This is a genomic window from Streptomyces sp. NPDC046215, assembly GCF_040646215.1.
GTDB classification, from domain to species: Bacteria; Actinomycetota; Actinomycetes; order Streptomycetales; family Streptomycetaceae; genus Streptomyces; species Streptomyces stramineus.
In genome coordinates, this window is the sequence record NZ_JBEYZW010000041.1 from 1 (window position 1) to 23,424 (window position 23,424).

At 74.1% G+C, this 23,424-nt stretch carries 16 protein-coding genes; 8 read left to right on the top strand and 8 right to left on the bottom strand.

Annotated elements, in window-relative coordinates:
• Window positions 1-183 precede the first annotated feature (183 nt).
• From ABZ951_RS19075 to ABZ951_RS19110, 8 genes are all read left to right on the top strand, one after another.
• Window positions 184-408: a hypothetical protein gene (locus tag ABZ951_RS19075; protein WP_344087496.1), complete on the top strand. Its 225-nt coding sequence runs from the start codon at window positions 184-186 to the stop codon at window positions 406-408.
• A 479-nt stretch (window positions 409-887) separates the two neighbouring features.
• Entirely contained in the window at window positions 888-2,291 is a 1,404-nt protein-coding gene (locus tag ABZ951_RS19080; protein ID WP_344087499.1) for an MFS transporter, read from the top strand.
• 29 nt (window positions 2,292-2,320) lie between these two features.
• On the top strand, window positions 2,321-3,526 hold the full coding sequence (locus ABZ951_RS19085) for a ferritin family protein (protein WP_344087501.1): 1,206 nt from the start codon (window positions 2,321-2,323) through the stop codon (window positions 3,524-3,526).
• Between the two features lie 156 nt (window positions 3,527-3,682).
• The gene (locus ABZ951_RS19090) at window positions 3,683-4,180 is read left to right on the top strand and encodes a PaaI family thioesterase (RefSeq protein ID WP_344087504.1); all 498 of its coding nucleotides are present in this window, start codon (window positions 3,683-3,685) and stop codon (window positions 4,178-4,180) included.
• Between the two features lie 6 nt (window positions 4,181-4,186).
• A complete protein-coding gene (locus ABZ951_RS19095; RefSeq protein ID WP_344087507.1) occupies window positions 4,187-4,435 on the top strand; it encodes a phosphopantetheine-binding protein in 249 nt (82 codons plus the stop codon).
• A complete protein-coding gene (locus tag ABZ951_RS19100) occupies window positions 4,432-6,132 on the top strand; it encodes an AMP-binding protein (RefSeq protein ID WP_344087510.1) in 1,701 nt (566 codons plus the stop codon). The genes ABZ951_RS19095 and ABZ951_RS19100 overlap by 4 nt, the downstream gene beginning before the upstream one ends.
• 4 nt (window positions 6,133-6,136) lie before the next feature.
• Entirely contained in the window at window positions 6,137-6,664 is a 528-nt protein-coding gene (locus ABZ951_RS19105; protein WP_344087513.1) for a DUF6125 family protein, read from the top strand.
• A 53-nt stretch (window positions 6,665-6,717) separates the two neighbouring features.
• The gene (locus tag ABZ951_RS19110; RefSeq protein WP_344087517.1) at window positions 6,718-7,956 is read left to right on the top strand and encodes a cytochrome P450; all 1,239 of its coding nucleotides are present in this window, start codon (window positions 6,718-6,720) and stop codon (window positions 7,954-7,956) included.
• Window positions 7,957-8,114: 158 nt separating this feature from the next.
• Here ABZ951_RS19110 and ABZ951_RS19115 read toward each other — a convergent pair whose 3' ends face one another.
• The 8 genes from ABZ951_RS19115 to ABZ951_RS19150 all read right to left on the bottom strand — a co-directional run bounded on the left by ABZ951_RS19115 (window position 8,115) and on the right by ABZ951_RS19150 (window position 23,355).
• Entirely contained in the window at window positions 8,115-9,839 is a 1,725-nt protein-coding gene (locus ABZ951_RS19115; RefSeq protein ID WP_344087520.1) for an acyl-CoA dehydrogenase family protein, read from the bottom strand.
• Between the two features lie 99 nt (window positions 9,840-9,938).
• Window positions 9,939-10,496, bottom strand: a complete 558-nt coding sequence (locus tag ABZ951_RS19120; protein ID WP_344087523.1) for a PadR family transcriptional regulator — start codon at window positions 10,494-10,496, stop codon at window positions 9,939-9,941.
• 148 nt (window positions 10,497-10,644) lie between these two features.
• The gene (locus ABZ951_RS19125; RefSeq protein ID WP_344087526.1) at window positions 10,645-12,240 is read right to left on the bottom strand and encodes an APC family permease; all 1,596 of its coding nucleotides are present in this window, start codon (window positions 12,238-12,240) and stop codon (window positions 10,645-10,647) included.
• 221 nt (window positions 12,241-12,461) lie between these two features.
• The gene (locus ABZ951_RS19130; protein ID WP_344087529.1) at window positions 12,462-15,296 is read right to left on the bottom strand and encodes a condensation domain-containing protein; all 2,835 of its coding nucleotides are present in this window, start codon (window positions 15,294-15,296) and stop codon (window positions 12,462-12,464) included.
• Window positions 15,293-17,173: a non-ribosomal peptide synthetase gene (locus ABZ951_RS19135; RefSeq protein WP_344087532.1), complete on the bottom strand. Its 1,881-nt coding sequence runs from the start codon at window positions 17,171-17,173 to the stop codon at window positions 15,293-15,295. The genes ABZ951_RS19130 and ABZ951_RS19135 overlap by 4 nt, the downstream gene beginning before the upstream one ends.
• A gap of 3 nt (window positions 17,174-17,176) precedes the next feature.
• The gene (locus ABZ951_RS19140) at window positions 17,177-19,015 is read right to left on the bottom strand and encodes an amino acid adenylation domain-containing protein (protein WP_344087535.1); all 1,839 of its coding nucleotides are present in this window, start codon (window positions 19,013-19,015) and stop codon (window positions 17,177-17,179) included.
• A gap of 72 nt (window positions 19,016-19,087) precedes the next feature.
• Complete coding sequence (locus ABZ951_RS19145) at window positions 19,088-20,254, bottom strand: acyl-CoA dehydrogenase family protein (RefSeq protein ID WP_344087538.1); 1,167 nt, start codon at window positions 20,252-20,254, stop codon at window positions 19,088-19,090.
• Window positions 20,251-23,355 (bottom strand): amino acid adenylation domain-containing protein, encoded by a 3,105-nt coding sequence (locus ABZ951_RS19150; protein ID WP_344087541.1) that lies wholly within the window; start codon window positions 23,353-23,355, stop codon window positions 20,251-20,253. Before ABZ951_RS19150 ends, ABZ951_RS19145 begins: the two co-directional genes overlap by 4 nt.
• Between the last annotated feature and the right edge of the window lie 69 nt (window positions 23,356-23,424).

The window sequence follows — 23,424 nt, forward strand, 5'->3', positions numbered from 1 at the left end:
CGGGGGGGCGCCCCGCCCCCGCGCCCCCCCCCGCCGCCCCCCCCCAGCCCCCCGCCCGCCCCCCCCCCCTGGTGGGCCCCCGCCCCCCGGCGGCCGCCCGCCGCCCCCCCCCCGGGCCTGCCGATCGACCCCGCCGAGGCCACAGCCGGGCCTCGGCGGGGCCGCGACAGAAAGGGACTCACCATGAGCACAGTGCGGGACGAGAGTGCGGAACGCTACGCGCACCTGTGGTCGGCGGCCTCGTACCGGTGGGTCATCTGGAACGCGCCCGAAGGCAGCATGATCTTCGACCGGGCGACGAACCGCCCCGAGTACATCGACCACGAGCCGACCCTGCGGGACGTCCTGCGCAGGATGCGCGAGGCGGGCGCGTACGAGACGGACGAGTATCCGGGCGGCCCCTGCTAGGGCGTGTCTTATCCTCCTGACGGCCCGGGCCGGAGCGGCGACCGCTCCGGCCCTTTCGTGCGCCCGCGGGCCTTTTCCGGAATGTTGGCGAAATGGCCGGCGAGCATATGGCTGACGTATTCCCGGGCGTCACGCACGGCTCGTCCGTATCTGACCGGACGTCAATTCGCAGACAAATGCCGGGCCATGGAATTTCCCCGGCCCGGCCACGCCGAATCCGGAACGTGCCGCCACGGGAAAAGGGAGCCCTCCCGGGGCGCGCCCGGAACCGGCGCGGCGCCCCGCGCGTCCGCCGCCGCCCGCCCGCTCCCCCGCCGCCGCGAGCCCGCCGCAGGGGGCCGCGCGCGAGCGCCGCGCACCCGCGGAAAGCTCACCTCCATTTCAGGCGGTGGGTGAATATACCCCTCCGTAAATTTCCCAACCAGACGCCCGGTGGCGAAACTTGTGATCTTACTGCCGGGTCAACTAGCATCCCAGCCATGCTGACGCCGGGTAAATCCCGCTTACTGTTATCGATTCTTTCGATCGCCGCGTTCATGGCAGGGCTCGACCTTTTCATCGTCAACGTCGCATTTGATGACATCGGCAAGGACTTCCAGGGCGAGCCCCTGGCGAATCTCTCCTGGATTCTCAACGGTTACGCGATCATCTTTGCCGCTTTGCTGGTGCCCATGGGGCGGCTCGCCGACCGGTACGGGCGCAAGGAAGGCTTCCTGCTCGGCGTCGCCGTGTTCACGATCGCGTCCGGGGCCTGCGCCGCGTCGAACTCGCTGTGGGTGCTCGTCGCCTTCCGGGTGCTCCAGGCCGTGGGGGCGGCCCTGCTGACACCGGCGAGCCTGGGGCTGCTGCTGTCGGTCTTCCCGCCCGAGAAGCGGGCGGGCGCGGTGCGGATCTGGTCGGCGAGCGCCGCGCTCGCCGCCGCCGCGGGCCCGGTGTTCGGCGGGCTGCTGGTGAGCGCCTCCTGGCGCTGGGTGTTCCTGGTGAACCTGCCGATCGGCCTGTTGACCCTGGTGGTGGCGGCCCGGCACCTGCCGTCCTCCAAGGACGAGAGCCCGTCGAGGATGCCGGACCTGCCGGGCGCGGCGGTGCTGACCGTGGCCGTCGGGCTGCTGGCCCTGGGCCTGGTGAAGATCGACGACTGGTCCCCGGGGCGGGTGGCCGCCGTGCTGGCGCTCGCGGCCGCGGGCATCGCCGGGTTCTGGCTGCGCTCCCGGCGCCACCCGTCGCCGGTGATCGAGCCGGCGCTGCTGAAGGTGCCCGTGTTCGTCTGGTCCAACGCCACGGCGATCGTCTTCAGCGCCGCGTTCGCGGCGAACCTGCTGTGCGCGATCCTGTGGATGCAGAACGTCTGGCAGTACTCGGCGCTCCGCACGGGCCTGGGCATCGCGCCGGGGCCGCTGATGGTGCCGCTGGGCGCCGTTGTCGCGAGCAAACTGGGCCGCCGCGTCGGGCCGGGGAGGCTGACGGCCCTGGGCTGCCTGCTGTGCGTCGTCGGCGTGGTGCTGATGTGGCGTCAGCTGGGGCAACAGCCTGACTACGCGGGGGCGTTGCTGCCGGGCTGGCTCGTCGGCGGGGCCGGGGTGGGGCTCGCCCTGCCGACCATCTTGTCCACGGCCACGTCCGACCTGCCGCCGGAGCGCTTCTCGACCGGCAGCGCCGTGGTCAACATGAGCCGGCAGATCGGCACCGTCCTGGGCATCAGCCTGCTGGTGGCGCTGCTGGGCAGCCCGAGAACCTACGACGACACCCACCGCGCCTTCGGGCATGCCTGGACGGCCATCGGCCTCTTCATGCTCGCGGGCGCCGTGACCGCCCTGGGGATGTCGGCCCGCTCCACCCCGGTGGAGCGAGCGGTCCCGCACTCCGAACTGCGCGCCGAATAGAGCTCATCCGAGGTGGAGGGGGAAACCTCATGAACGGTACTGCCCGAATAGCCTGCGTCGACTGTCTGCCCGAACTGCCCGGCACCGCGCCCGACGGCCGGCTGTCGCTGGCCCGGTTCGGCGAGATCACCGTCGACCGTACCCGGCCGGACACCTTCGAACGCTATCTGCACGAACTCGGGGAGGACGACGTCCTCGCGGCGGTCTTCGTCGGCGGCGGCGCCTTCGCCGCCCCCGACGCCGTGCGGAAGCTGCGCGGCCACAAGAAGTTCGCCAAGACCCGGGCGTACGTCGTCGGGGAAGGCTCCGGCGGGCGCGTGCCCGGCTGGGCCGAGACGCTGGACGTCGAGGACATCCTCGCGCCGTCGGCCTTCGAGGGGTACGGGTTCGCCGACCGGGCCGAGATCGGGATGCGCGCCTACCACTCGCTGGTCCAGGACGAGAACTACACGGACTACTACCTGGACATGACGTACAACAAGATCTTCGACTGGTTCGAGACCACCCGGTGGGACTGGAAGGAGCTCGACCTGGACCACATGCGGCCCGAGATGCTGGACGCGGAGGAGATCGACTTCCTCACCGAGGCCGCCATCATCGAGTTCGGCACCCTGCCGGGCGCCCACAACTTCCTGCGCGAGTGGGAGGGGGAGACCAGCTTCTCCTCCTGGGCGCTGATGTGGGGGGCCGAGGAGGCCCGGCACTCCCTGGTGCAGGCCCGCTGCCTCGACCGGCTGGGCGTCAAGGTCCGCTCCAAGCACGCGCTGTACAAGCGGGAGCCCTACCCCATCGGTGACACGCGCGCCGGCACGCTCATGATGAACATCATCTCCGAGTGCCGGGCCGCCGAGCTGTACAAGGCGCTGGCGGCGGACACCACCGAGCCCGTCGTCAAGCGGGTCTGGAAGCTGCTCGGGCGGGACGAGTCCCGGCACGCCCGCGCGTTCTACGTCTTCACCCAGGAGCTGTGCGACGGCAGCAGGGCGGGCAAGGTCGCGGCGCTGAAGATGGCCTACGTCTGGCTGGCCGACCGCAGCGAGGGCCTCAAGCACCCGGCCGGCCACTTCTACCCGCACTCCTCCTCCGCCCAGGGCATCCGGCGGATCGAAGCGGTGGAGGCGGGGGCCACGGACGCCGCCGACGAGAAGGTCCTGTCGATGGTGCGGCGGCTGGTCGAGGACGACAGCATCGAGTCCTCGCGGGACATCAAGCGGAAGCTCCGCACACTCATCTAGCGCCGCGCCGTCCCGGCACTGCCGGGCGGTTCCGACGGGGGAAGCACGATCGGATACCAGAACACGGCCCCCTCGGGCGGGGGGCCGGAGGGTTCTCGCTGTCCCGGTTCTTCTCGTCGACCCCGCGCACGACCCAGCCGACGTGAGGAGCACACCATGCCCGATTCGCTGACAGCCGAGGCCGCGTCCCATTGTTTCGGGTGCGCCCCGGGAAATCCGATCGGGCTCCGGCTCGATTTCGCACGCCACGGTGAGACGCTCACCGCGCGCGTCAAACTGGGAACGGATTACGAGTCCTTTCCCGGGGTCGTCCACGGCGGTATCGTCGCGACGATTCTGGACGAGACCCTGGCCCAGGTGGTGTACCGGACCGGTCGCGTGTCCGCTTTCACCACGGGCCTGCGCATCCGCTACGCGCGGCCGATGGAGACCGACGCCGAGTACACCGCCCGGGCCGAGATCGTCAGGCGTGACGAGCTCTCGGTGCGGGCCACCGGCCGGATCGACACGGCCGCCGGGGAGACCATCGCCGCGGCGGACGGCACGTTCTACCTACTGACCGAGGAAGCCCTCGGGCGCAACGCCGAGGGCATTCCGGCGGAACTCATCAAGGTGCTGCGGTCCGCCAACGGGCCGGCACCACAGGGGGAATGATCAATCGTGGACACCCGTGCGCGCACCCGCGCCATCATCAGCAAGCAGCTGGACGTACCCGAGGCGGAGCTCACCCCGGAACGGCACTTCCGGGCCCTGCCCAACGTCGACTCGATGCGCATCCTGCAGATCATCCTGGAGACGGAGAAGGCGTTCGGCATCGAGATCGACGACGACGCCACCTTCCGGCTCCAGACCGTCGGCGAATTCCACGACCTGGTGGAGCGGCTCGCCCGGCAGGGAGCGGCCACGTGAACCTCACGGCCGCGCTGGGGGCCGTGGCGGAGCGCCGCACCGGGCACGGCATCCGCCTGTTCCGGGGCGAGGAGGAGCGGGAGCGCACCGGCTTCGACGAGCTGTACTCCCAGGCGGGCCGGCTAGCGTGCGGTCTGCTGGAGCGCGGGGTCCGGCCGGGCGAGCGGGTGGCGATCGCGCTGCCCACCTCGGTCGACTTCGCCCGCGCGCTCTTCGGGGTGCTCGCGGCGGGGGCGGTGCCCGTGCCGGTGCCGCCGCCGGCCCGGTTCGCGTCCCTGGAGATCCACCTGCGGCGCATCGTCATCGCCATGCGCCAGTCGAGCGTCCGCGTGGTGCTCTCCGACGAGGCGCTGGGCAGCCTCCTGGGGCCGGCGCTGGCGGGCGCCGGCGGGGAGTTCCGGGTCCTGGACGTCGCCACGACACCGGCCGCGTCCGCCGTCTACACGGACGTCGCCCCCGACGCGCCGGCGCTGGTCCAGTACACCTCCGGCACGAGCGAGGACCCCAAGGGCGTGGTGCTCACCCACGCCAACCTGCTGGCGAACGTGGAGGCCATCACCAAGGGCGTGGGGTTCACCGACGCCGACGTGGGCTGCTGCTGGCTGCCGCTGTTCCACGACATGGGGCTGATCGGGGCGCTGCTGTCCTCGGTGCTCAACGACGCCGAGATCCTGCTGATGCCGCCGGAGGACTTCCTGCGGGACCCGGGGCGGTGGCTGCGGCTCATCAGCCGGCACCGGGTGACGCTGAGCGCCGCGCCCAACTCCGGCTATCTGCACGCCCTGCGCAAGGTGCCCGCCGAAGCCGTGCGGGAGCTCGACCTCTCCAGCTGGCGGCTGACGCTCAACGGCGCCGAGGCGGTGGACGCCGATCTGATGCGCCGGTTCTGCGCGCACTTCGCGCCCGCCGGCTTCCGCCGGGACGCTTTCCTGCCGGTCTACGGGCTCGCCGAGGGGTCCCTCGCGGTCACCATCCCGCCCACCGGCCGGGAGCCGCGCAGCCTGTGGGTGCGGCGCGACCTGCTCGGCGAAGGGATCGTGGAGCCCGGCGGCCGGGACGACGGGCTCTGCCGGGAGGTCGTCTCGGTGGGGGTGCCGGTCACCGGGACGGAGGTCCGGCTCGTCGGGGACGGCGGGACGGCGGCGCACCCGGAGGCCGCCGTGGGCGAGATCCAGATCCGCGGCGCGTCGGTGATGCGCGGCTATGAGGCGAACGAGCCGGCGACGCGGGCCACCGTGAGCGACGACGGCTGGGTGTCCACCGGCGACCTCGGTTTCCGCTCCGGCGGTGAACTGTTCGTCACGGGCCGGAAGAAGGAGATGATCATTGTCTTCGGCCAGAACTACTACGCCGGGGACATCGAGGCCGTCGTCGGCCGGCTGCCCGGGGTGTCCCACCACGGCGTGCTCGCGGCCACCGTCCCTTTCACCGACGGTGACGGTCTGGTGGTGATGGTGGAAACCAAGGAGTCCGAGCCGTACGCTCGGTCCGAACTCGCCGCGCAGGTGCGGTACGCCGTCTCCAGCGAGCTGGGGATCACCCCCCGGGATGTCCTCCTCGTCCGGAAGGGGCGGCTGCCCCGCACGTCGAGCGGAAAGCTGCTGCGGCACGGAGCCGAGGCCGTCTATCACCAGTGGGCCGCGGCCGCGGCGGGCACAAAGGCACCCCTCACCGCCGGTCAAGTCACCGTGGAGTAGAACGATGGACGCAGACCACAAGAGCCCGGAGCAGCTGACGGCCACGGAGAGAGAAGAACTCCTGCGCAGGTCGTGGATGGCCACGGACGGCCTCTGGTATTACCAGACCGCCCAGGCGCGCGGCATCGAGGGCGCCAACGAGGCCAACATCCAGGTGGTCCGGGAATTCGGCCGCCAGGAGATGCGGCGGCTCATGCGCAGCCTCGGCATCTCCCGGGTCGAGACCGCCGAGCAGTACCGGACGCTCTTCAGCACCGCCGTGGACCTCTACCTCGGCTCGCTGTTCTCGGCGGAGGAGACGTTCGACGGCGACACGCACACCATGGACGTCAAAGTCTGTTTCGCGCACAAGGGGGTGCAGAAGGCCGGCATCGACAAGCTCTACCACTGCGGCCCCGGTGAGCGTCTCACCGGCTGGCTGCTGGCCATGGAGATGCCGACGGCGCTCGACCCGGGCGTGGGGCTGTGCCAGATGGCCCACACCGGCAGTTGTTCGTACCGCCTCAAGATCGTCACGCCGTCCGGGCCCTGAGGTCCGGCGGCGGTGACGGGTGATCGCTCGAACTGCTCGAACTGGGGGTTTTCATGGGTGAGTCCGGGCGGATGCCCGCCGACCGCGTACCCGTCCGGCTCTCGCCGGAAGGGCTCGACCAGCACGGCGAGAACGCCCGGCTGCGGGCGCTCGGGGCCGCGGTGGAAGTGGAGTTGCCGGACGGTGTCACCGCCTGGGCGATCACCCGCCACGAGGAGTTGCAGCGGCTCCTCGGTGACCCGCGCGTCGTCAAGGGCGTCGAGCACTGGGCCGCGCGGGCCCGGGGGGAGGTGCCCGACAGCTGGCCGATGCTGAGCTTCGTGACGGTCCGGGCCATGACCGCCACCGACGGGGACGCCCACCGGCGGCTGCGCGGGCTGGTGGCCCAGGGCTTCACGGCCCGCCGGATCGAGGCCCTGCGGCCTCGGATCGCGCACATCGTCGGGGAGCTGCTCGACGGGCTCGCCGCCGACGCGCCCGGCCCGGTGGACCTGCGGGAACGTTTCGCCTACCCGCTGCCGATCGGGGTGATCTGCGAGCTGCTCGGCATCCCCGACGAACGGCGCGAGGAACTGCACGCGCTGTCCGCCGTCATGACGGACACGACCATGGCCCCCGAGGGGGTCCTGAAGGTGCAGCGTTCGATGTACGCGGGGCTGGGAGAGCTGATCGCCCTCAAGCGGGAGTCCCCCGGTGACGATCTGACCAGCGATCTGATCGCCGCCCGGGAGCGGGGCGACCGGCTGAGCGAGGAGGAGCTCGTCGGCACCCTGCTGCTGATGTTCGTCGCGGGCCACAACACCACCCTCAACCTCCTCACCAACGCCGTACGCGCCCTGCTCACCCACCCCGACCAGCTGGCCCTCGTCCGCGACGGCGCGCGGCCGTGGAGCGCGGTGACCGAGGAGACGCTGCGCTGGGACGCTCCCGTGGGCCGCTTCCCGCTGCGGTTCGCCACGGAGGACATCGAGGTCGACGGCGCGGTGATCCCGAAGGGCGCGGCCATCCTCGCCGCGTACGGAGCCACCGGCCGGGACGAGGCGGTGCACGGCCCCGACGCCGACCGCTTCGACGTCACCCGCGCGTCCTCGCGCCACCTGGCGTTCGGCCACGGCCCGCACTTCTGCCTGGGCGCCCCGCTCGCCCGGCTGGAGGCGGAGCTGGCCCTGCCGGCCCTGTTCGACCGCTTCCCCGGCCTGGCCCTCGCGGAGCCGGCCGAGCGGCTGCGCCCGCTGCCGTCGATCGTCAGCAACAGCTCGGGCAGCCTGCCGGTCCTGCTCTCGCGGGGCTGAGCGCGGAGCGCGCTCGACCAGCCCCGGGGCCTCGCGCTGGACGGCGCGGGCGCCCTGTACGTCACCGACTGCGGCGACCACCGGGTGCGGAAGGTGACCGGCGTGCGAGCCCCCCGGGGCACGGCCCCGCCCGTGCGGGCGGGGCCGGCCCGCGGTGGTTACGGGGCCATCTCGTACGTCCCGGAGAGCGCCTCCACGCGCTCCCAGACGCGCGCCGAGCGGGCCTCGTCGACGATCGGGCGGCGGATCGCGTCCAGCGCCCACTCCTGCTGGTCGGCGGTGGCGGAGTCCTTGCCGTGCAGCTCGACGGCGTGCGCGGAGAAGTCGCGGACGAGGACGGCGAACAGTTCGTCGAGGACGTCCTCGTCGAGGCCGGTCAGGCTCGCCTGCTCCAGGATCAGCTGGCCGTGCACGACCAGCGCGAACAGCTGGCCGACGGCGAGCAGGAGGTCCAGGTCGCGGCTCTGCTCCTCGCCGGGGGCGGCGGTGGTGACGAACGTGCACAGCGCGTCCGCCTGCTCCCGGAACCGGCCGACGTTGGGCACCCGGGCGTAGGTGTCGAACGCGGTGCGCCAGTCGTGGAAGCGGACGGAGCCGAGGCCGCGGGCCGGTCCCTGCCGGAAGAGGAAGGCGTCGTCGGCCGCGTCGAGGCGGGTGGGGACGGGCGCGTAGTCGGCCGGGTCCAGCAGGTGGTTGCGCATGAACTTGAGGATCAGCGCGAGGTTGACGTGGACCGTGCCCTCCAGCTTGGGCAGGCCCCGGATCTCGGTGGCCGCCTGGGCGAAGTAGGTGTCCTTCTCGAAGCCCTTGGCCGCGATGACGTCCCACATCAGGTCGATGACCTTCTCGCCCTCCGTGGTCACCTTCATCTTCGTCATGGGGTTGAAGAGCAGGTAGCGGCGGTCGTCGGGGCCGGCCGAGCGGAAGTAGTCCACGGCGCGGTCGCTGAAGAGCTTCATGCCGACCAGGCGGACGTAGGCGTCGGTCAGCTCGCGGCGCACGTGCGGGAAGGCGGTGACGGGGCGGCCGTAGAGGACGCGGTTGTGCGCGTGGGTGACGGCCTCGTACATCGCGTGCTCGCAGATGCCGATGGAGGCGGTGCAGAGGTTGAACTTGCCGACGTTGACGGTGTTGAGGGCGGCGTCGAAGGCGGCGCGGCCGGTGTGCAGGACGTCGTCGGGGCCGACCGGGTAGTTCTCCAGGCGGAACTCGCTGACGTACTTCGAGGAGTCGACGACGTTCTTCACCAGGTGGTACGCCGGGTGGCGGCTGTCGGCGGCGAAGAAGACGTAGCCGTCGGGGCCCTCGACGTCGGTGCGGCGGCCGAAGACGGACACGAGGCCGGCGGCGTTGCCGTTGCCGATGTAGTACTTGGAGCCGCTGGCCCGGAAGCCGCCGGCACCGTCACTGTCCGGCTCCAGCAGCATGTCGGTGGAGTAGATGTCGGCGCCGTGGGACTTCTCGGACAGGCCGAAGGCGAACACCTCGCCCTGGGTGAGGAGTTCCGCGGCGCGGGCGCGGGCGGCGGCGTTGTCGCTCTGCCAGACCGGGCCGAGGCCGAGGACGGTGACCTGCCAGGCGTACCAGTAGTCGAGCCCGTAGAAGCCGAAGATCTCGTTGAGGGCGGCGATCCGGGCGGTGTCCCAGCGCTGGTCCTCGTGCCCGGCGGCGGAGGCCGGTGTGAGGAAGGTGGCGAACAGCCCTTCCTTGGCGGAGAACGCGAGGAAATCGGCGAGCCAGGCGCGGGAGCGGTAGTCCTCGATCAACTGGCGCTTGCCGCGGTTCTCGAACCAGTCGACGGTGGCGCGCAGCAGCCTGCGGGTCTCGGGGTCGAAGTGCGCCGGGTCGTAGGTGCGGGGGTTGAACAGCAACGGGTCGGCCATGGGTGGTCGCCTTTCCGGCTCGGTGAAGCTCGGGACATCAAGGGAGGTGCGGGAGGTGCGGGAAAGAGGTCAGGGGGCGGGGCGGACGGGCGCCCCGGGTCAGCGCTCGGGGCGGAGCCGGTGGAGGGTGGCGAGGACGTCGTCGAGCCAGGCGAGCATCATCCGCTCGTAGGCGATGCCGCCGCGCAGGACGACGTGCTGGAGCTCCTGCCCGGCGTCGGGCGGCGCGGGGGCGCCGGGCCCGGTGAAGTCGCGCACCTCGCCCGCGAGGTAGTGCGCGAGCCGGTCGGCGTGCGCCCGCTGGTGCCGCTCGACCTCGCGGATCAGCGCGGCCGGGTCGTCGAAGGCCGCGCCGCGGATCTTCACGGCGAGGTCGTGCCGGACGCTCTCGGGCTGGATCGGCTCGTGCAGCCACCGGGACAGGGCATCGCGGCCGAGGGCGGCGACGGAGTACTCCTTCTTGTCCGGCCGGCCCTGCTGCGCCACCTCGCGGACGTCGATCCAGCCGTCGGCCTCCATGCGTTTGAGGACGCGGTAGATCTGCTGGTGGGTGGCGGTCCAGAAGTAGCCGATGGACCGCTCGAACCGCCGGGCCAGCTCGTAGCCGGAGCCGGGCTGCTCCAGCAGCGAGACGAGGATCGCGTGGTCGAGCGCCATATCCGGGATCCTGCTATGCAACTCGTTTCATAGGCAAGAGGCACGGCAGCCGGTGAGATGTGATTCACGCCGGACGGGCCGGCTCTGCCGGCCCGTCCGGCGTGTGAGGACCGGGGCCCGGGGCGGAGCCCCGGCGGCCCCGCAGGGGTCAGGTCGTGGCGCCCGGGGCATCCAGCTGCCGCGCGCCCGAGCGGACCGCCCAGAAGAAGAGGCCGAGCGCCGCGGCCCCGACCGCGACGGAGTCGTAGGGCGCGGGCAGCCGCCCCGAGCCCTCAAAGGTGCCGAGCCACGACAGCGCGGTCAGCGTCACCAGGTAGACGATCAGCCAGGCGCCGGTGCGCAGCTCGGCGGCCAGGGAGCGGGGGTTGTGGCCGGTACGCCACATCACCAGGAAGATCAGCAGGCCGGCCAGGACGAGGGGCAGGGCCAGCCGCAGGTCGTGCCAGCCCGACCAGTACACGAACTCGCTGGCCACGACGAAGCTGAGGGGGGCGATCCAGCCCAGGCCGGGCACCCAGCCGGCCATCGTCGCGCGGCCGGGGCCGGCCCGGAAGACCGCGACGGCCACGGCGGAGGCGGCGTAGATCAGGAGGTACATGTCCCCCATGACGCTGACGATGCTCTGCCAGCCGCCGAAGGGCAGCAGGAACACCACGATCACGGCGAGGTTCAGCAGCAGGGCCCGGTGCGGGATGCCGTAACGGCTGCTGACCTGCATGAAGGCCCGTGGGAGCGTGCGGTTCTTGGCGAGGGCGTAGGTGTGCCGGGCGTTGAGGGCCACGCCGACGTACGCCGACCCGCCGGGGGAGGCCACCGCGTCCGCGTACAGCAGGCTGGAGAGCCAGTGGAGGTTGAGGATCAGGGCGAGCTGGCCGAAGGGCGACTCGAAGTCGACGCCCTTCCAGCCGCCCGCGAGCAGGTTCTCGGGGACGGTGAAGAGGAAGGCCACTTGCAGGGCCAGGTACATCAGCACGGCCAGCGCGATGGCGGTGAGCACCGCCGCGGGGAGGGTGCGGCGGGGGTTGCGCGTCTCCCCCGAGAAGTCCAGCGGGGCCTGGAAGCCGTTGACCGAGTAGACGATGCCGCCGCCGGCGAGCGCGGAGAGGCAGGCGGCGTAGCCGTAGGGGGCGAAGCCGCCGTGGTCGGTCAGGCGTCCGGAGTGCCAGCCGGAGGCGAACAACGCGGCGACGGTGACCACCGGCACGATGATCTTGAACACGGAGACGAGGTTGTTCAGCCGGGCGAAGGCCCGCACCGTGAACCAGTTCAGGGCCGTCAGCACGACGCTCAGCGCCACGGCGACGCCCAGGCCGAACGCGCTGAGGGTGTGGCCGTGGTAGATGTCCGGCAGGTAGTGGTCGGCGTACTGCATGATCGCGCTGATCTCCGCGGCGGTGCCGCCCACCGACAGCAGGACGGACCAGCCGATGAGGGTGCCCACCAGGCGGCCGCTCGCGTAGAGCGGCCAGCGGACCGTGCCGCCGCCCTCCGGCCGGGAGGCGCCGAGCTCGATCATGACGAGCGCGACGAGCCCGCACAGCAGCCCGGCCCCGATCCACGCCAGCAGCGCCGCGGGGCCGGCCACCTGGGCGGCGTACATGGCGGCGAAGAGCCAGCCCGATCCGACGATGTTGGAGAAGCCGATCGCGGTCAGCCCCCAGAACCCCAGGTGCCGGTGCAGACGGCGCTCCTGGGCGAGCACCGTCGGCGCGGCGGCCCCGCCCCCGGCCTGTCGGTCCGTCATGAGATGGCCTCCTCGTTCCTGTTCCGCATGGGGCCATTCCATCGGGAGGGCGGACGGGCGGGGCACGGCGGGGGTGCCGGACGCGCGTGAGCATCCGTATGGGCGTACGCCGGCCTCCGGGCCCCACCAGCGGATCATGGGGTGCACCACCGCCGCGCGGCGGTGTCCTCAATCGCCGGACGGGCTGACGGGGACACCTCCCAGCGGTAGTCGGCGGGCCGTCACTCCCGCAGCATCTCGGCGAGCACCGTCCGCCACTCCTCCCCCGGCCGGGGGGCCAGCTCGTCCGCGAGCGCGTCGGCGCGGTAGCGCAGGCGGCGCAGGAGCTCGGGGTCGCGGGCCTCGGCGGGGGTGCGCAGCTCGCTGCGGCTGCCCAGGAGGCGGATCAGTTCCGCCGCGAACTCCGCCCAGCCGACATGGCCGCCGACGGCGTTCACCACGCCGTGCGCGGGGTGGTCGAGGCGGCTGACCAGAACCCGGGCCAGGGCGGCCGCGTGGATCCAGGGCGTCCCGTACCAGCCGTCGCCGGGCAGGTCGACCGGTTCCCCGGCGCGGACGGTGCGGAACAGCTCGCCGGTGGCGCCCCAGCGGAGCTGGTCGCGGAACCTGGGGTGCGGCCCCCACACGAGGGGGGCGCGCACCGCGCTCGCCCCGCCCCTGCCCCGGGTGCCCGCGGCCGCCAGCAGCAGGCGCTCGCAGTCGAGCTTCCCCTGCCCGTAGGCGCTGACGGGCCGCACGGCCGCCTCGCCTTCCCCGACCTCGGGGCCGGGCGGCCGGCCGTAGGCGTCCACGCTGCTGACGAACACGAACGGGCCCCGCGTCCAGCCGTCCAGCAGCGCCCGCATCGCCGCGACGTCCGTCGCGGGGTCGGTGAAGGTGCAGGCGGCGTGGACGACGGCGCTCACCCCGCCGGAGACGGCCGCCCGCAGGCTGTCGGGGTCGCCGAGGTCGCCTTCGGCCACCTCGACCCCGTCGGCGCTCACCAGGTGGGCGGACTCGGGCCGGGCCAGGGCGCGGACGGGGCGGCCGAGGGCGGTCAGCTCCCGGATGACGAACGCCCCGACGCCGCCGGTGCCGCCGGTGACCAGGACCGTTCCCTCCGCTGCACAGGCCCGCCGGGCCCGGGGCGAGGGGGTGGCGCGCTGCTCGGCGGCGCGCGCGTCGAGGACCGCCGCGAGCGCGCGCGGTGTGCGGTGTTCCATCACGTCGAGGCCGGTCACCGGCACGCGCAGGCGTTCGCGCAGCCGCTCGGCGAGGCGGACGGCCAGCAGCGAGTGGCCGCCGAGGAAGAAGAAGTCGGTGTCCGGCGCGGGCGTCTCGCCCAGCATGTCGGCGAACGCCGCCGTGACTTCCCGGCCCCGCTCCCCCAGGGGCCGGGCGGGGGTCTTCGGGCTTCCGGGCAGCCGGGCGGGGTCCGGGGTTCCGTCGGCCGAGCGGGGCAGTGTGTCGAGGACGGTGACCGTGGCGGGGACCTCGGAGGCGTCGAGCCGCTCCCGCAGCAGGAAGACGAGCTGTTCGCGCACCAGGGTGCCGGTGCCGCTGGGCACGACGTACGCGGCCGGGGGCAGGCCCTCCCGTTCCAGGAGGAGGGCTTCGGCGACCTCGGGGCGCTCCCGCAGCAGCGTCTCCGCCGGGTGGCGCGCGGGCCGGGCGAGGGGCCGCCCGGGGTCGGTGGCCACGGCGGCGAGGAGGTCCGCGAAGGACCGCAGGAGTTCGCGCGCGGTTCCCTCGTCGAGCCGGCCCCGGTCGTACTGGACGAGGCAGCGGGGCCCGGTGGTCTCCGTGGCCTCCTCGACGTAGAAGCCCAGAGGGAACTTGGCGGTCTCCAGGTCGATGTCGACCGGCTCGCCCCGGGTGCCGTGCAGGCCGAGCGCGACGGGCGGGGTCAGGACGTCGGCGGTGACGCCGGTCAGCGCGGTGCCGTACCGGTCGCGGACCGCTCCGCCGAGGCGCTCCACGACGAGGTCGTACGGGGTGTGGCGGTACTCCTGCGCTTCGAGCAGGGCGCCGCGGACGCGCGTCAGGAGCGTGGCGAAGTCCTGGGCGCCGGAGAGGTCCGGGCGGATCGCGAGGGTGTTGACGCAGAGGCCGACCAGGTCGCGCGTCCCGGCGCGGTCGCGGTGGCTGCTGGCGCAGCCGATCGCGAAGTCCTCGGCGCCGGTGGCTTCGAGGAGGGTCGCGAACGCCCCGGCGAGGACGACGGTGAACAGGGTGGCGCGGTGCGCGCGGCCCACGGCCCGCAGTCCGGCCAGGGTCCGCGGGGCCAGGGGCGCGGACAGGACGTGGCCCGCGCCGTGGGCGCCGCCGCCCGGCGGGGCGGGCAGGGGCACGGGCCGGACGCCGGTGAGCCGGCCGGTCCAGTAGGCGAGCCCGGTGTCCAGGGCGGCGCTGTCCGCCCGTTCCCGCCGGGCGAAGTCCGCGTACTGCGGCACGCGGGCGGCGGGATCCGTCCCGTCCGCCTCGCGGCCCTCCAGCGCGGCCCGGTAGAGGTCCGCCACGTCGCGGGCAAGCACGGGGAGCGAGCCGCCGTCGACCGCGATGTGGTGGAGGGTCAGCAGAAGGGTGTGGTCCTCGGGCGCGTGCCGGACGCACAGGGCGCGCAGCACCGGTCCGGCGGCCAGGTCGAAGGGCCTGGCGGCCTCCTCGCGCAGCAGCCGGCCGGGGTCTTCGGCGGGGGCCGCGGCCGGTCCGGTGAGGTCCACCAGCCGCACGGGCACGGGGACGGGGGCGGTCACCTCCTGGAAGGGCTCGTCGCCGCGGTGGCCGTAGCGGGTGCGCAGCACCGTGTGGCGGCGCACCAGGCCGGTGAGGGCGCGGGTGAGGGCGTCGAGGTCGAGGGGGCCGCGCAGCCGGGTCGCGAAGGGCACGTTGTAGCGGGCGCCCCCCTGGCCGAGGCGGTCCATCAGCCACATGCGGTGCTGGGCGTGGGAGAGGGGGGCGGGGCCGGTCGTCGCCGCGGGCCGCCCCGGGGGCCGGGGGCGGGTGGTGCGCTGCCGGGCGCGGCGGAGCAGTTCCGCCTCGTGGGAGGCGTGCGGTGGGTTCGAGGGGGTGGTCATCGCGTCTCGCCGCCTTCCGGGGGTGCGTCGTGGACGGCGGCCAGGGCCCGGCCGAGCAGGGCGGCCTGCCCGGCCACGGTGGGGGTCTCGAAGAACGCGGCGAGGGTCAGTTCCACGCCGAGGTCCTCGCTCAGGTCGTCGACGATGCCCAGGGCGAGCAGCGAGTGGCCGCCGAGGTCGAAGAAGTCCGCCGCGGCGTGGGTGACGTCCTCTCCCAGGGCGCGGCTCCACGCCGCGGCCACGACGGCCTGGAGCGGGGAGAGTTCCTCGCTCGGTGCTTCGGCGGGCGTGGCGGTGTCGGGGGCGGCGGTGTCGGGGGCGGCCGGGCCGGAGAGTGCCGCCCGGTCGACCTTGCCGGCGCCGGTCAGGGGCAGCGCGTCCACCGTGGTCCACTCGTCGGGGACCAGGTGGGCGGGCAGCAGGCCGGCCAGGTGGGCGCGCAGGGCGCCCGTGTCGGGCCGGGCGGTGCCCGCGGCGACGACGTAGACGGCCAGGCGGGTGTCGTCCGGTGCGGGCCGCCGCGCGACCACGGCGGCGTCGGCCACGTCCGGGTGCTCGCGCAGGGCGTGTTCGATCTCGCCCGGTTCGATCCGGAAGCCGCGCACCTTGAACTGGTCGTCGGCGCGGCCGTGGAAGTCCAGCGTGCCGTCCGGGCGGGCGGAGACGAGGTCGCCGGTGCGGTAGAGGCGTCCCGGCGCGGTGTGGTCGGTGAAGCGTTCGGTGGTGAGCTCCGGCCGGCCGAGGTAGCCGAGGGCGAGCCGGGGCCCGCCGAGCCACAACTCGCCGCGGCCGCCCGCCGGTACGGGCTCGCCGTGGGCGTCGAGGACGTGCGCGGTCGTCCCGCCGAAGGGGCGGCCGATGGGGGGTGGTCCGTCGCAGTCGGCGTCGGTGACCCGGTGGGTCGTGGCGAACGTGGTGCTCTCGGTGGGCCCGTAGCCGTTGACGAGCTCCAGCCAGGGGTGGGCCCGCAGCACGGCGCGCGCGTGCCGTGCGGAGAGCTGCTCACCGCCGGTCACGACGCCGCGCACCACGGAGAACAGGGACGAGCGGCGGTCGGCGAGGAAGTGGAACAGCGCGGTGGTCAGGAACACCACGGTCACGCCCAGGCGCTCCACGTCCCGGGTCAGGGCCTCCAGGGAGAGCCTGCCGGGGGTGGCGACCGCCACGGCCGCGCCGTTGGCGAGCGGGGCCCACACTTCGAAGGCGGAGGCGTCGAAGGTGAGCGGGGAGTGCAGGAGGACCCGGTCGCGCGGGGTGATCGTCAGGTAGTGCGGCGCGCGCACCAGGCCGTCCACGCCGCGGTGGGTGAGGGCCACGGCCTTGGGGTGCCCGGTCGAGCCCGAGGTGTACATCACGTAGGCGACGGCGTCGGGGTCGTAGGGGGCGCGGGGGACCTCGTCCGCCGCGGGTCCGGGGCCGGCGGTGCCCGCACCGGAGAGGTCCGCGCCGAAGAGGTCCGCCGGGTCGGTGCCGGAGAGGGCCAGGGCCTGCCCGGCCGGGATGCCGGCCTCCGCGAGGAGGTCCTTCTCCCCCAGGGTGAGGGTGACGTGGGCGTCGGCCAGCATCAGCCGCGTGCGGGCGCGGGGGTAGGCGGGGTCGAGGGGGACGTAGTGGCCTCCCGCCCACCAGACGGCGAGCTGGGCGACGACGACGGCCACGGAGTGCGGCAGCAGCAGTCCGACGGCGCTGCCGGGCCGCACTCCCCGGGCGCGCAGCACCCGGGCCAGCCGCTGGGCGGCGGTGAGGAGTTCGGCGTAGGTGAGGGTGGTGTCGCCGTCGGTCACGGCCAGGGACCGGGGGGCGGTGGCGGCGTGGCCGGCCAGCAGGCCGAGGACACCATCGGTGGGCGCGGGTTTTTCGTTCTGACAGTTCGTCATGGCTCAGGCGCTTCCCTTCGCGGTGGCCGTCCGGGACTCCACGAGGGCGGCCAGGCGGCGCAGGTCGGGCTGGCGCAGCAGCTCCGGGGCCCTCAGCCGTACGCCGCACTCCTCTTCGAGGGCGGCGAGGAGCCGGGCCGCGGCCAGGGAGGTGCCGCCGGAGTCGGCGAAGTTGTCGGCCGGGCCGAGGCCGGGGTTGTCGAGGAGGGCGCGGCACAGCCGCAGCACCAGTTCCTCGGTGGGCGAGCCCCCGGCGGGCGGCCCGCCGGCCGGGCGCCGGTCTTCCGCCGCCACCAGGGCGGCGCGGTCCACCTTGCCGTTGGCGTCGAGGGGGAAGGCGTCGACGTAGCGGACCACGGCCGGGACGGCCTGTGCAGGCAGCCAGTCGCGGGCGGTGTTCAGCAGCTCCGGTACGGGCGGTGCCGGCCGGCCCGGTACGGGCTGGACGAACGCGGCCAGGGCGGCGGCCCCGTCGGCACCGGTCCGCACCGCGACGACGGCCCGCCGGACGCGCGGGTCGTGTTCGAGGGCGGCCTCGACCTCGGCCGGCTCGACGCGGACCCCGCTGACCTTGACCTGGTCGTCCAGGCGGCCGAGGAATTCCAGCACGCCGTCCGCGCGCATCAGGACCCGGTCACCGCTGCGGTAGACCCGGTCGGTGCCGGTCACTCCGGGGGGCGGGGTGACGAACCGGCGGGCCGTCAGCTCCTCGTCCAGGTAGCCGGCGGCCAGGCCCGGGCCGCCGATGAGCAGTTCGCCGGGCTCGCCCCGGGGCACGACGCGCCCTGCCTCGTCGGCGACGCACACGACGGTGTCGTCGACCGGCAGGCCGATCGGCGGGGCGGTGTCGCTCCGCTCGCCGGCGGGGGCCAGGAGGTGGGCGGTGGTGATGACGGTCGCCTCCGCCGGCCCGTAGGCGTTGTCGACGCGCGCGGTGACGTCCGGGCCGGGCCACCGGCGCAGCCGGTCGCCGCCGACGGAGAGGTGGCGCAGCCGGGGCAGTTCGGGCCAGGGGCGTTCGAGGACCAGCTCCGCGAGCGGGGTCGGGAGGATGGCGACCGTCACCCCCGCCTCCCGCCACCAGTCGGTGAGGGCGGCCGGCTCCCAGCGTGCCTCCTCCGGCGGGACGCTCAGGATGCCGCCCGTGCAGAGGCCGGCCCACAGCTCCAGGACGTGCGGGTCGAAGGAGACACCGATGGACAGGCTGTGCCGGTCGCCCGGCGCCGACCGGGTGCGCTCGTGGTACCAGCGGACCCGGGCGCCGAGGGCGGCGGCGCCGACCGCGACGGCCTTGGGGGTGCCCGTCGAACCCGAGGTGAGGACCGCGTAGCAGGCGTCGGCGCGCCCCGGCCCGGCCTCGCCGGCGAAGGCGGCGACGGTGTCCGCCGCGGGCAGGGCCACGTGGTCGGCGGCGCGGTAGGCGGCGGGCAGGGCGCCGGGGGCCCCGACGAGGCAGGCGACGCCCAGCCCTTCGGTGACGGCCGCGAGGCGCCGGTCGCCGGGGCGCGGGCCGAGCGGGAGGTAGACCGCTCCGAGCCGGGCGAGGGCGATCGCGGTGGCGACCAGGGCGGCGGAGCGGTCCAGGCACACGCCGACCAGGTCGCCGGGGCGCACCCGCTCGCCCAGCGTCCGGGCGAACCGGGCGGCGAGGGCGTCCAGTTCGGCGTAGGTGAAGGTCGTTCCCGCGTCCTCGACGGCGGGCGCGTCGGGGGTGTGCCGCACCCAGTGGTCGTAGCGGGCGAGGACGTCCCAGGCGGGGCTGCCGGTGCGGCCGTACGCGACGCTGAGGGTGTCCGTGCCGTCCGGTGCCGGCGGACGTGCCTCGTTCAGTGCAGTGGTCATGATTCCTCGGTCAAGGTGTGCCGCGCGGTGCGCGGAAGTCGTGGTGGACGTGCGGGGGCGGCGGAAGGGGGCTCAGCCCAGGCCCATGGACCGGGCGATGATCACCTTCTGGATCTCCGACGTCCCTTCGATGATCGTCATCATCCGGACATACCGGTAGAGGTATTCCAGGGGGTGGCCGCGGACCCAGCCGGTGGCGCCGTGGACCTGAAGGGACCGGTCCACGACGCGGATCGCGGTCTGCGAGGCGGTCAGTTTCGCCAGGGCCGCGTTCTCGGGCGTCTCCACGCCGTCGTCGACGAGCCGCGCGCAGGCCAGGGTCAGCAGCTTGGCCGCCTCGATCTCGGCCCGGCTGCTCACCAGGTGCTCCTGGACGTGCTGGTAGGCGCCGATCCGCTCCCCGAACGCCCGCCGCTCCCGGGCGTGTTCGACGCCCAGGCGCAGGGCGTGCTCGGCGACGCCGTTGCACTGGGCGGCGACGACGAGGCGGCCCCGGGAGAGGCTGTCGATGCCGTTGCCCAGGGCGGCGCCGATGCCCTTCTCGCCGCCGACGACGGCGTCGGCGGGCACCCGCACCTCGTCCAGCAGCAGCTCCGAGAGGGGTTCGCCGGACATGCCGTCGTAGCGCTGGCCGATGCGCAGCCGCGGGTTGTCCATGGGGACGAGGAAGGCGGTCGCCCCGCCCGCGCCGTCGTCGGTGGTGGCGACCACGATGGCGAAGTCGGCGTGTCCGGCGTTGCTCACGAAGGTCTTGCGGCCGGAGAGCACCCAGTCGCCGTCCTGCTGCCGGGTGGCGGTGGTCGTGAGGTGGAAGGCGTCCGACCCGGCGTTCGGCTCGGTCAGCGCCAGGCAGCGCGTCGCCTCGCCCCGGACCAGGGGCTTCAGGTACCGCTCGATCTGTTCCTCGGTGCCCTGGCGCAGCAGCGGGCTGGGGCCGTCGGACCCGGCCAGGGCGTAGGGGGCCAGCGGGCAGCCGCTGCGCCCGGCGGCGTGGTGCAGCAGCACCACGGCCGTGAACGGCATGCCGGAGCCGCCGAGTTCCTCGGGGTGGTCGCCGGCGTAGAAGCCGAGCCCGGCGGAGCGGGTGCGGACGTAGGCGCGCAGGTCTGCGGGGGGCTGGTCCGTGGCCTCGGGGAGTTCGGCGGCCAGGGGGACGAGCTCGCGGCGGATGAACGACTCGAAGGAGTCGACGAGTTCGCGGTGGCCGGTCTCCAGGACGGAGGAGGGTGCGGTGCTCATCGGGCCACCTCCCCCAGGGCGCGGGCCTGGTCGGCGAGGACGGGGTTCTGGAAGAGGACGCGCAGGGCCGGGCGCTGGCCGAGGCGGGGCTCCAGCCACGCGGCGAGCTGGGCGGCCAGCAGGGAGTGGCCGCCCACCTGGAAGAAGTGGGAGTCGGGGGCGAAGCGGTCGTGGCCGAGCACCTCCCGCCAGCCCTCGGCCAGGAGGGCGACGGCCGGGTCCTGGTCCTCGGTGGCCTGCGGTCCGGCGGCGTCGGCCCCGGGCAGGGCGGCCGCGGCGGCGGCCAGGGCGGTGCGGTGCGGTTTGCCGCCGGGCAGGGTCGGCATGGCGTCGAGGCGGATCCACCGGGCGGGGACGAGCGCGGTGGGCAGCCGCTGGGACAGGGCCGTGTGCAGGGCCTGCTGGTCGGGTTCGGCGCCGCCTTCGAGGAAGCCGATCAGGCGGGGGCCGCCGGGGGCCTTCTCGTCGAGGACGACCGCGCAGGAGCGCCCGCCGAGCTCGTGGGAGGCGGCTGCCTCGATCTCCTCCAGTTCGATGCGGTAGCCGCGCAGTTTGATCTGGTTGTCGCGGCGGCCGAGGAAGTGCACGAGGCCGTCCGGGCCCCGGTGGCCGAGGTCGCCGGTGCGGTAGACGCGCGCTCCGCCGAGGGCCGGCACGGCTACGAAGCGTTCGGCGGTGGTGTCGTCGGCGTGGAGGTAGCCGTCGGCCAGGCCCGCGCCGGCGAGGGCGAGTTCGCCGACGGCGCCGTCCGGCAGGGGCCGCAAGCCCGGGTCCAGGACGTGGACGCGCACGCCGGGGAGCTCGGTGCCCAGGGGCACCTCGGTGCCGTCGGCGAGCGCGGCGCGGTCCAGCTCGTGGACGGTGGACGTGATGGTCGCCTCGGTCACGCCGTAGGCGTTGAGGACGGTGGCGTCCGTGGCGCCGAGCAGCTCGCGGAGGGCGTCGGCGGGCAGCCGTTCGCCGCCGAGGACCAGCAGCCGGGGGCTCCAGCGGCCGTCGCCCAGCGCCTCGCACAGCTCCTGGCGCACCGCGAGGAGGTAGCTCGTCGGCAGGTTGGCGACGGTGACCCGGCGGGACGCCAGCACGGCGACGAGCTCCGTGCCGGTCGGCACCTCCCGCTGCGGGACGACGAGGGTGGCCCCGGCCAGCAGCGAGGGCAGCACCTCCTCCAGTGCGACGTCGAACGAGGGCTGGGCGAAGAGCAGCACCCGGTCCTCGGTGGTCAGCGCGAAGCGCGCGGCCACGGCGGTGGCGTGGTGGGCCAGCGCGGCCCGGCCGACGACGACGGGCTTGGGCAGCCCGGTGGAGCCGGAGGTGTGGATGACGTAGGCGGCCCCGGCCAGGCGCCCGGCCGGTTCGGCGGCGGGGAAGGCGGGCCCGTCGAGCAGGGCCAGGGGCAGCCCCTCGGCGGGCAGGGCGAGGGCGCTGTCCCGGGTGGCCAGGACGAGCGCCGGGCGCAGCCGGTGCAGGAGCGTCTCCAGGCGCGCGGCGGGGTCGTTGGGCGACAGGGGGCAGTAGACGGCGCCCAGGCGCAGGCAGGCGAGGAGGGTGACCAGGGTGTCGACGCCGCGCGGGAGCACGGCGGCCACCGGCTGCCCCTCGGTCACGCCCGCCGCGCGCAGCTTTCCGGCGAGCGCGTCGACCTGCTGGTCGAGCTCTCCGAAGGTGATCGTCCGGGCTCCGCTGACGACGGCGGCGCGTCCCGCTTCCTGCCCGGCCAGGGGGTTCAGGGCCGATTCGGGGGCGATCGCGGGCGCGGCCGGGCGGGCGGGCTGCGGCTGGGGGGCGAGGGAGGCGAGCGGGGTGGCGGGGGCGTCGAGGTAGGCGCGCAGGAGGTCCAGGAAGCGGTCCGCCAACAGCCGTGCGGTGTCCTCCGTGAACAGGTCCCGGTCGTAGTCCCACACCAGCGTCATGCCCGCCGGGCCCTGCCGCGGGCCGACGACGCGCCGGTCGTCGGGGAGCAGGACGAGGTCGAGGTCGAAGCGGGTGGTGCCGGTGTTGAACCCCTCGTACAGCGAGACCTCCAGGCCCGGTACCTCGACCTCGGGGAGGGTGGCGTCGTGGGCGCTGAACATGACGTTGAACAGGGGGTTGTCGGCGCCGGTGGTGTGCAGTCCCAGGGCGCGGGTGAGGACCTGGACCGGTACGTCCTGGTGCGGCAGGGCGCGGATGAGGCTGTCGGTGACCTCGTCGACCACGGCGTCGGCCCCCGCCTCGGGGTCGAGGCGCAGGCGCAGGGGGATGGTGTTGACGAACATGCCGGTGGTCTGCTCGAAGCCCTCGGGGCGGTTGCCGACCGCGGTGCCGATGACGAGGTCGGCGTGTCCGCTGTGGCGGCGCAGGAGTTCGGCGAACAGCGCGAGCAGGGTGGAGAAGGGGGTGTGTCCCTGAGCGCGGCTGTGGGCGCGTAGCCGCTCGGCGAGGTCGGCGCCGATGGGCCGGCGCAGCTGGCCGCCCGCGTGGCGGCGCCGGGCGCCGGGCCGGGCGAGGCCGGGCAGGGGCACGTCGAAGGACGCGTCGTCGAGCTCGCGCTGCCAGTAGGCCAGACCGGCCTCCCGCTGCCGGCCGGCGGCGGCCCGTACGTGCTCCTCGTAAGAGCGGGCCGGGGGGAGTTCGGCCGTTTCGCCGAGCACGCGGGCGCGGTAGACGGTGAACACGTCGCGCAGCAGGATCGCGAAGGAGTGCCCGTCGTGGATGAGGTGGTGCTCGACGTGGACGATCCGGTGGTGGCCCTCGCCCAGGCGCACCAGGCACCAGCGCAGCAGGGGGGCCTCGTAGACGTCGAGGGGCGTCTCGGCCTCGGTCCTCAGCAGCCGGTCGAAGGCGGCGCCGGGGTCGGGCTCGCCCCGGAGGTCCACCGTCCGCAGGCGGGGGGCGCACTCCTCGCGCACCCGCTGGCCGGGCAGGGCTTCGGCGGTGGCGACGAGTTCGAGCCGCAGCCCGGGGTGGCGCGCCAGGGCGGTGGCGAGCCCTTCGGTCAGGGCGTCCTCGTCGAGGGTGCCCCAGAGGTCGATGGTGGCGGTGAAGTTGTAGGCGCGACTGCCGGGCAGCATCTGCTCGTGCAGCCAGACGATCTCCTGGGAGGAGGAGAGCGGGAACATGGTCGAACCCTTCCGTGAGGTGGTGGAGGGGCCGGTGTCCCGCGGGGGGTGGTGGCGGGAACCGGGTGG

What these genes read in the sequence shown, in the direction of transcription:
- ABZ951_RS19075 (WP_344087496.1), top strand. Translation starts at nt 184, where the DNA reads ATGAGCACAGTGCGGGACGAGAGTGCGGAACGCTACGCGCACCTGTGG.
- ABZ951_RS19080 (WP_344087499.1), top strand. Translation starts at nt 888, where the DNA reads ATGCTGACGCCGGGTAAATCCCGCTTACTGTTATCGATTCTTTCGATC.
- ABZ951_RS19085 (WP_344087501.1), top strand. Translation starts at nt 2,321, where the DNA reads ATGAACGGTACTGCCCGAATAGCCTGCGTCGACTGTCTGCCCGAACTG.
- ABZ951_RS19090 (WP_344087504.1), top strand. Translation starts at nt 3,683, where the DNA reads ATGCCCGATTCGCTGACAGCCGAGGCCGCGTCCCATTGTTTCGGGTGC.
- ABZ951_RS19105 (WP_344087513.1), top strand. Translation starts at nt 6,137, where the DNA reads ATGGACGCAGACCACAAGAGCCCGGAGCAGCTGACGGCCACGGAGAGA.
- ABZ951_RS19110 (WP_344087517.1), top strand. Translation starts at nt 6,718, where the DNA reads ATGGGTGAGTCCGGGCGGATGCCCGCCGACCGCGTACCCGTCCGGCTC.
- ABZ951_RS19115 (WP_344087520.1), bottom strand. Translation starts at nt 9,839, where the DNA reads ATGGCCGACCCGTTGCTGTTCAACCCCCGCACCTACGACCCGGCGCAC.
- ABZ951_RS19120 (WP_344087523.1), bottom strand. Translation starts at nt 10,496, where the DNA reads ATGGCGCTCGACCACGCGATCCTCGTCTCGCTGCTGGAGCAGCCCGGC.
- ABZ951_RS19125 (WP_344087526.1), bottom strand. Translation starts at nt 12,240, where the DNA reads ATGACGGACCGACAGGCCGGGGGCGGGGCCGCCGCGCCGACGGTGCTC.
- ABZ951_RS19130 (WP_344087529.1), bottom strand. Translation starts at nt 15,296, where the DNA reads ATGACCACCCCCTCGAACCCACCGCACGCCTCCCACGAGGCGGAACTG.
- ABZ951_RS19135 (WP_344087532.1), bottom strand. Translation starts at nt 17,173, where the DNA reads ATGACGAACTGTCAGAACGAAAAACCCGCGCCCACCGATGGTGTCCTC.
- ABZ951_RS19140 (WP_344087535.1), bottom strand. Translation starts at nt 19,015, where the DNA reads ATGACCACTGCACTGAACGAGGCACGTCCGCCGGCACCGGACGGCACG.
- ABZ951_RS19145 (WP_344087538.1), bottom strand. Translation starts at nt 20,254, where the DNA reads ATGAGCACCGCACCCTCCTCCGTCCTGGAGACCGGCCACCGCGAACTC.
- ABZ951_RS19150 (WP_344087541.1), bottom strand. Translation starts at nt 23,355, where the DNA reads ATGTTCCCGCTCTCCTCCTCCCAGGAGATCGTCTGGCTGCACGAGCAG.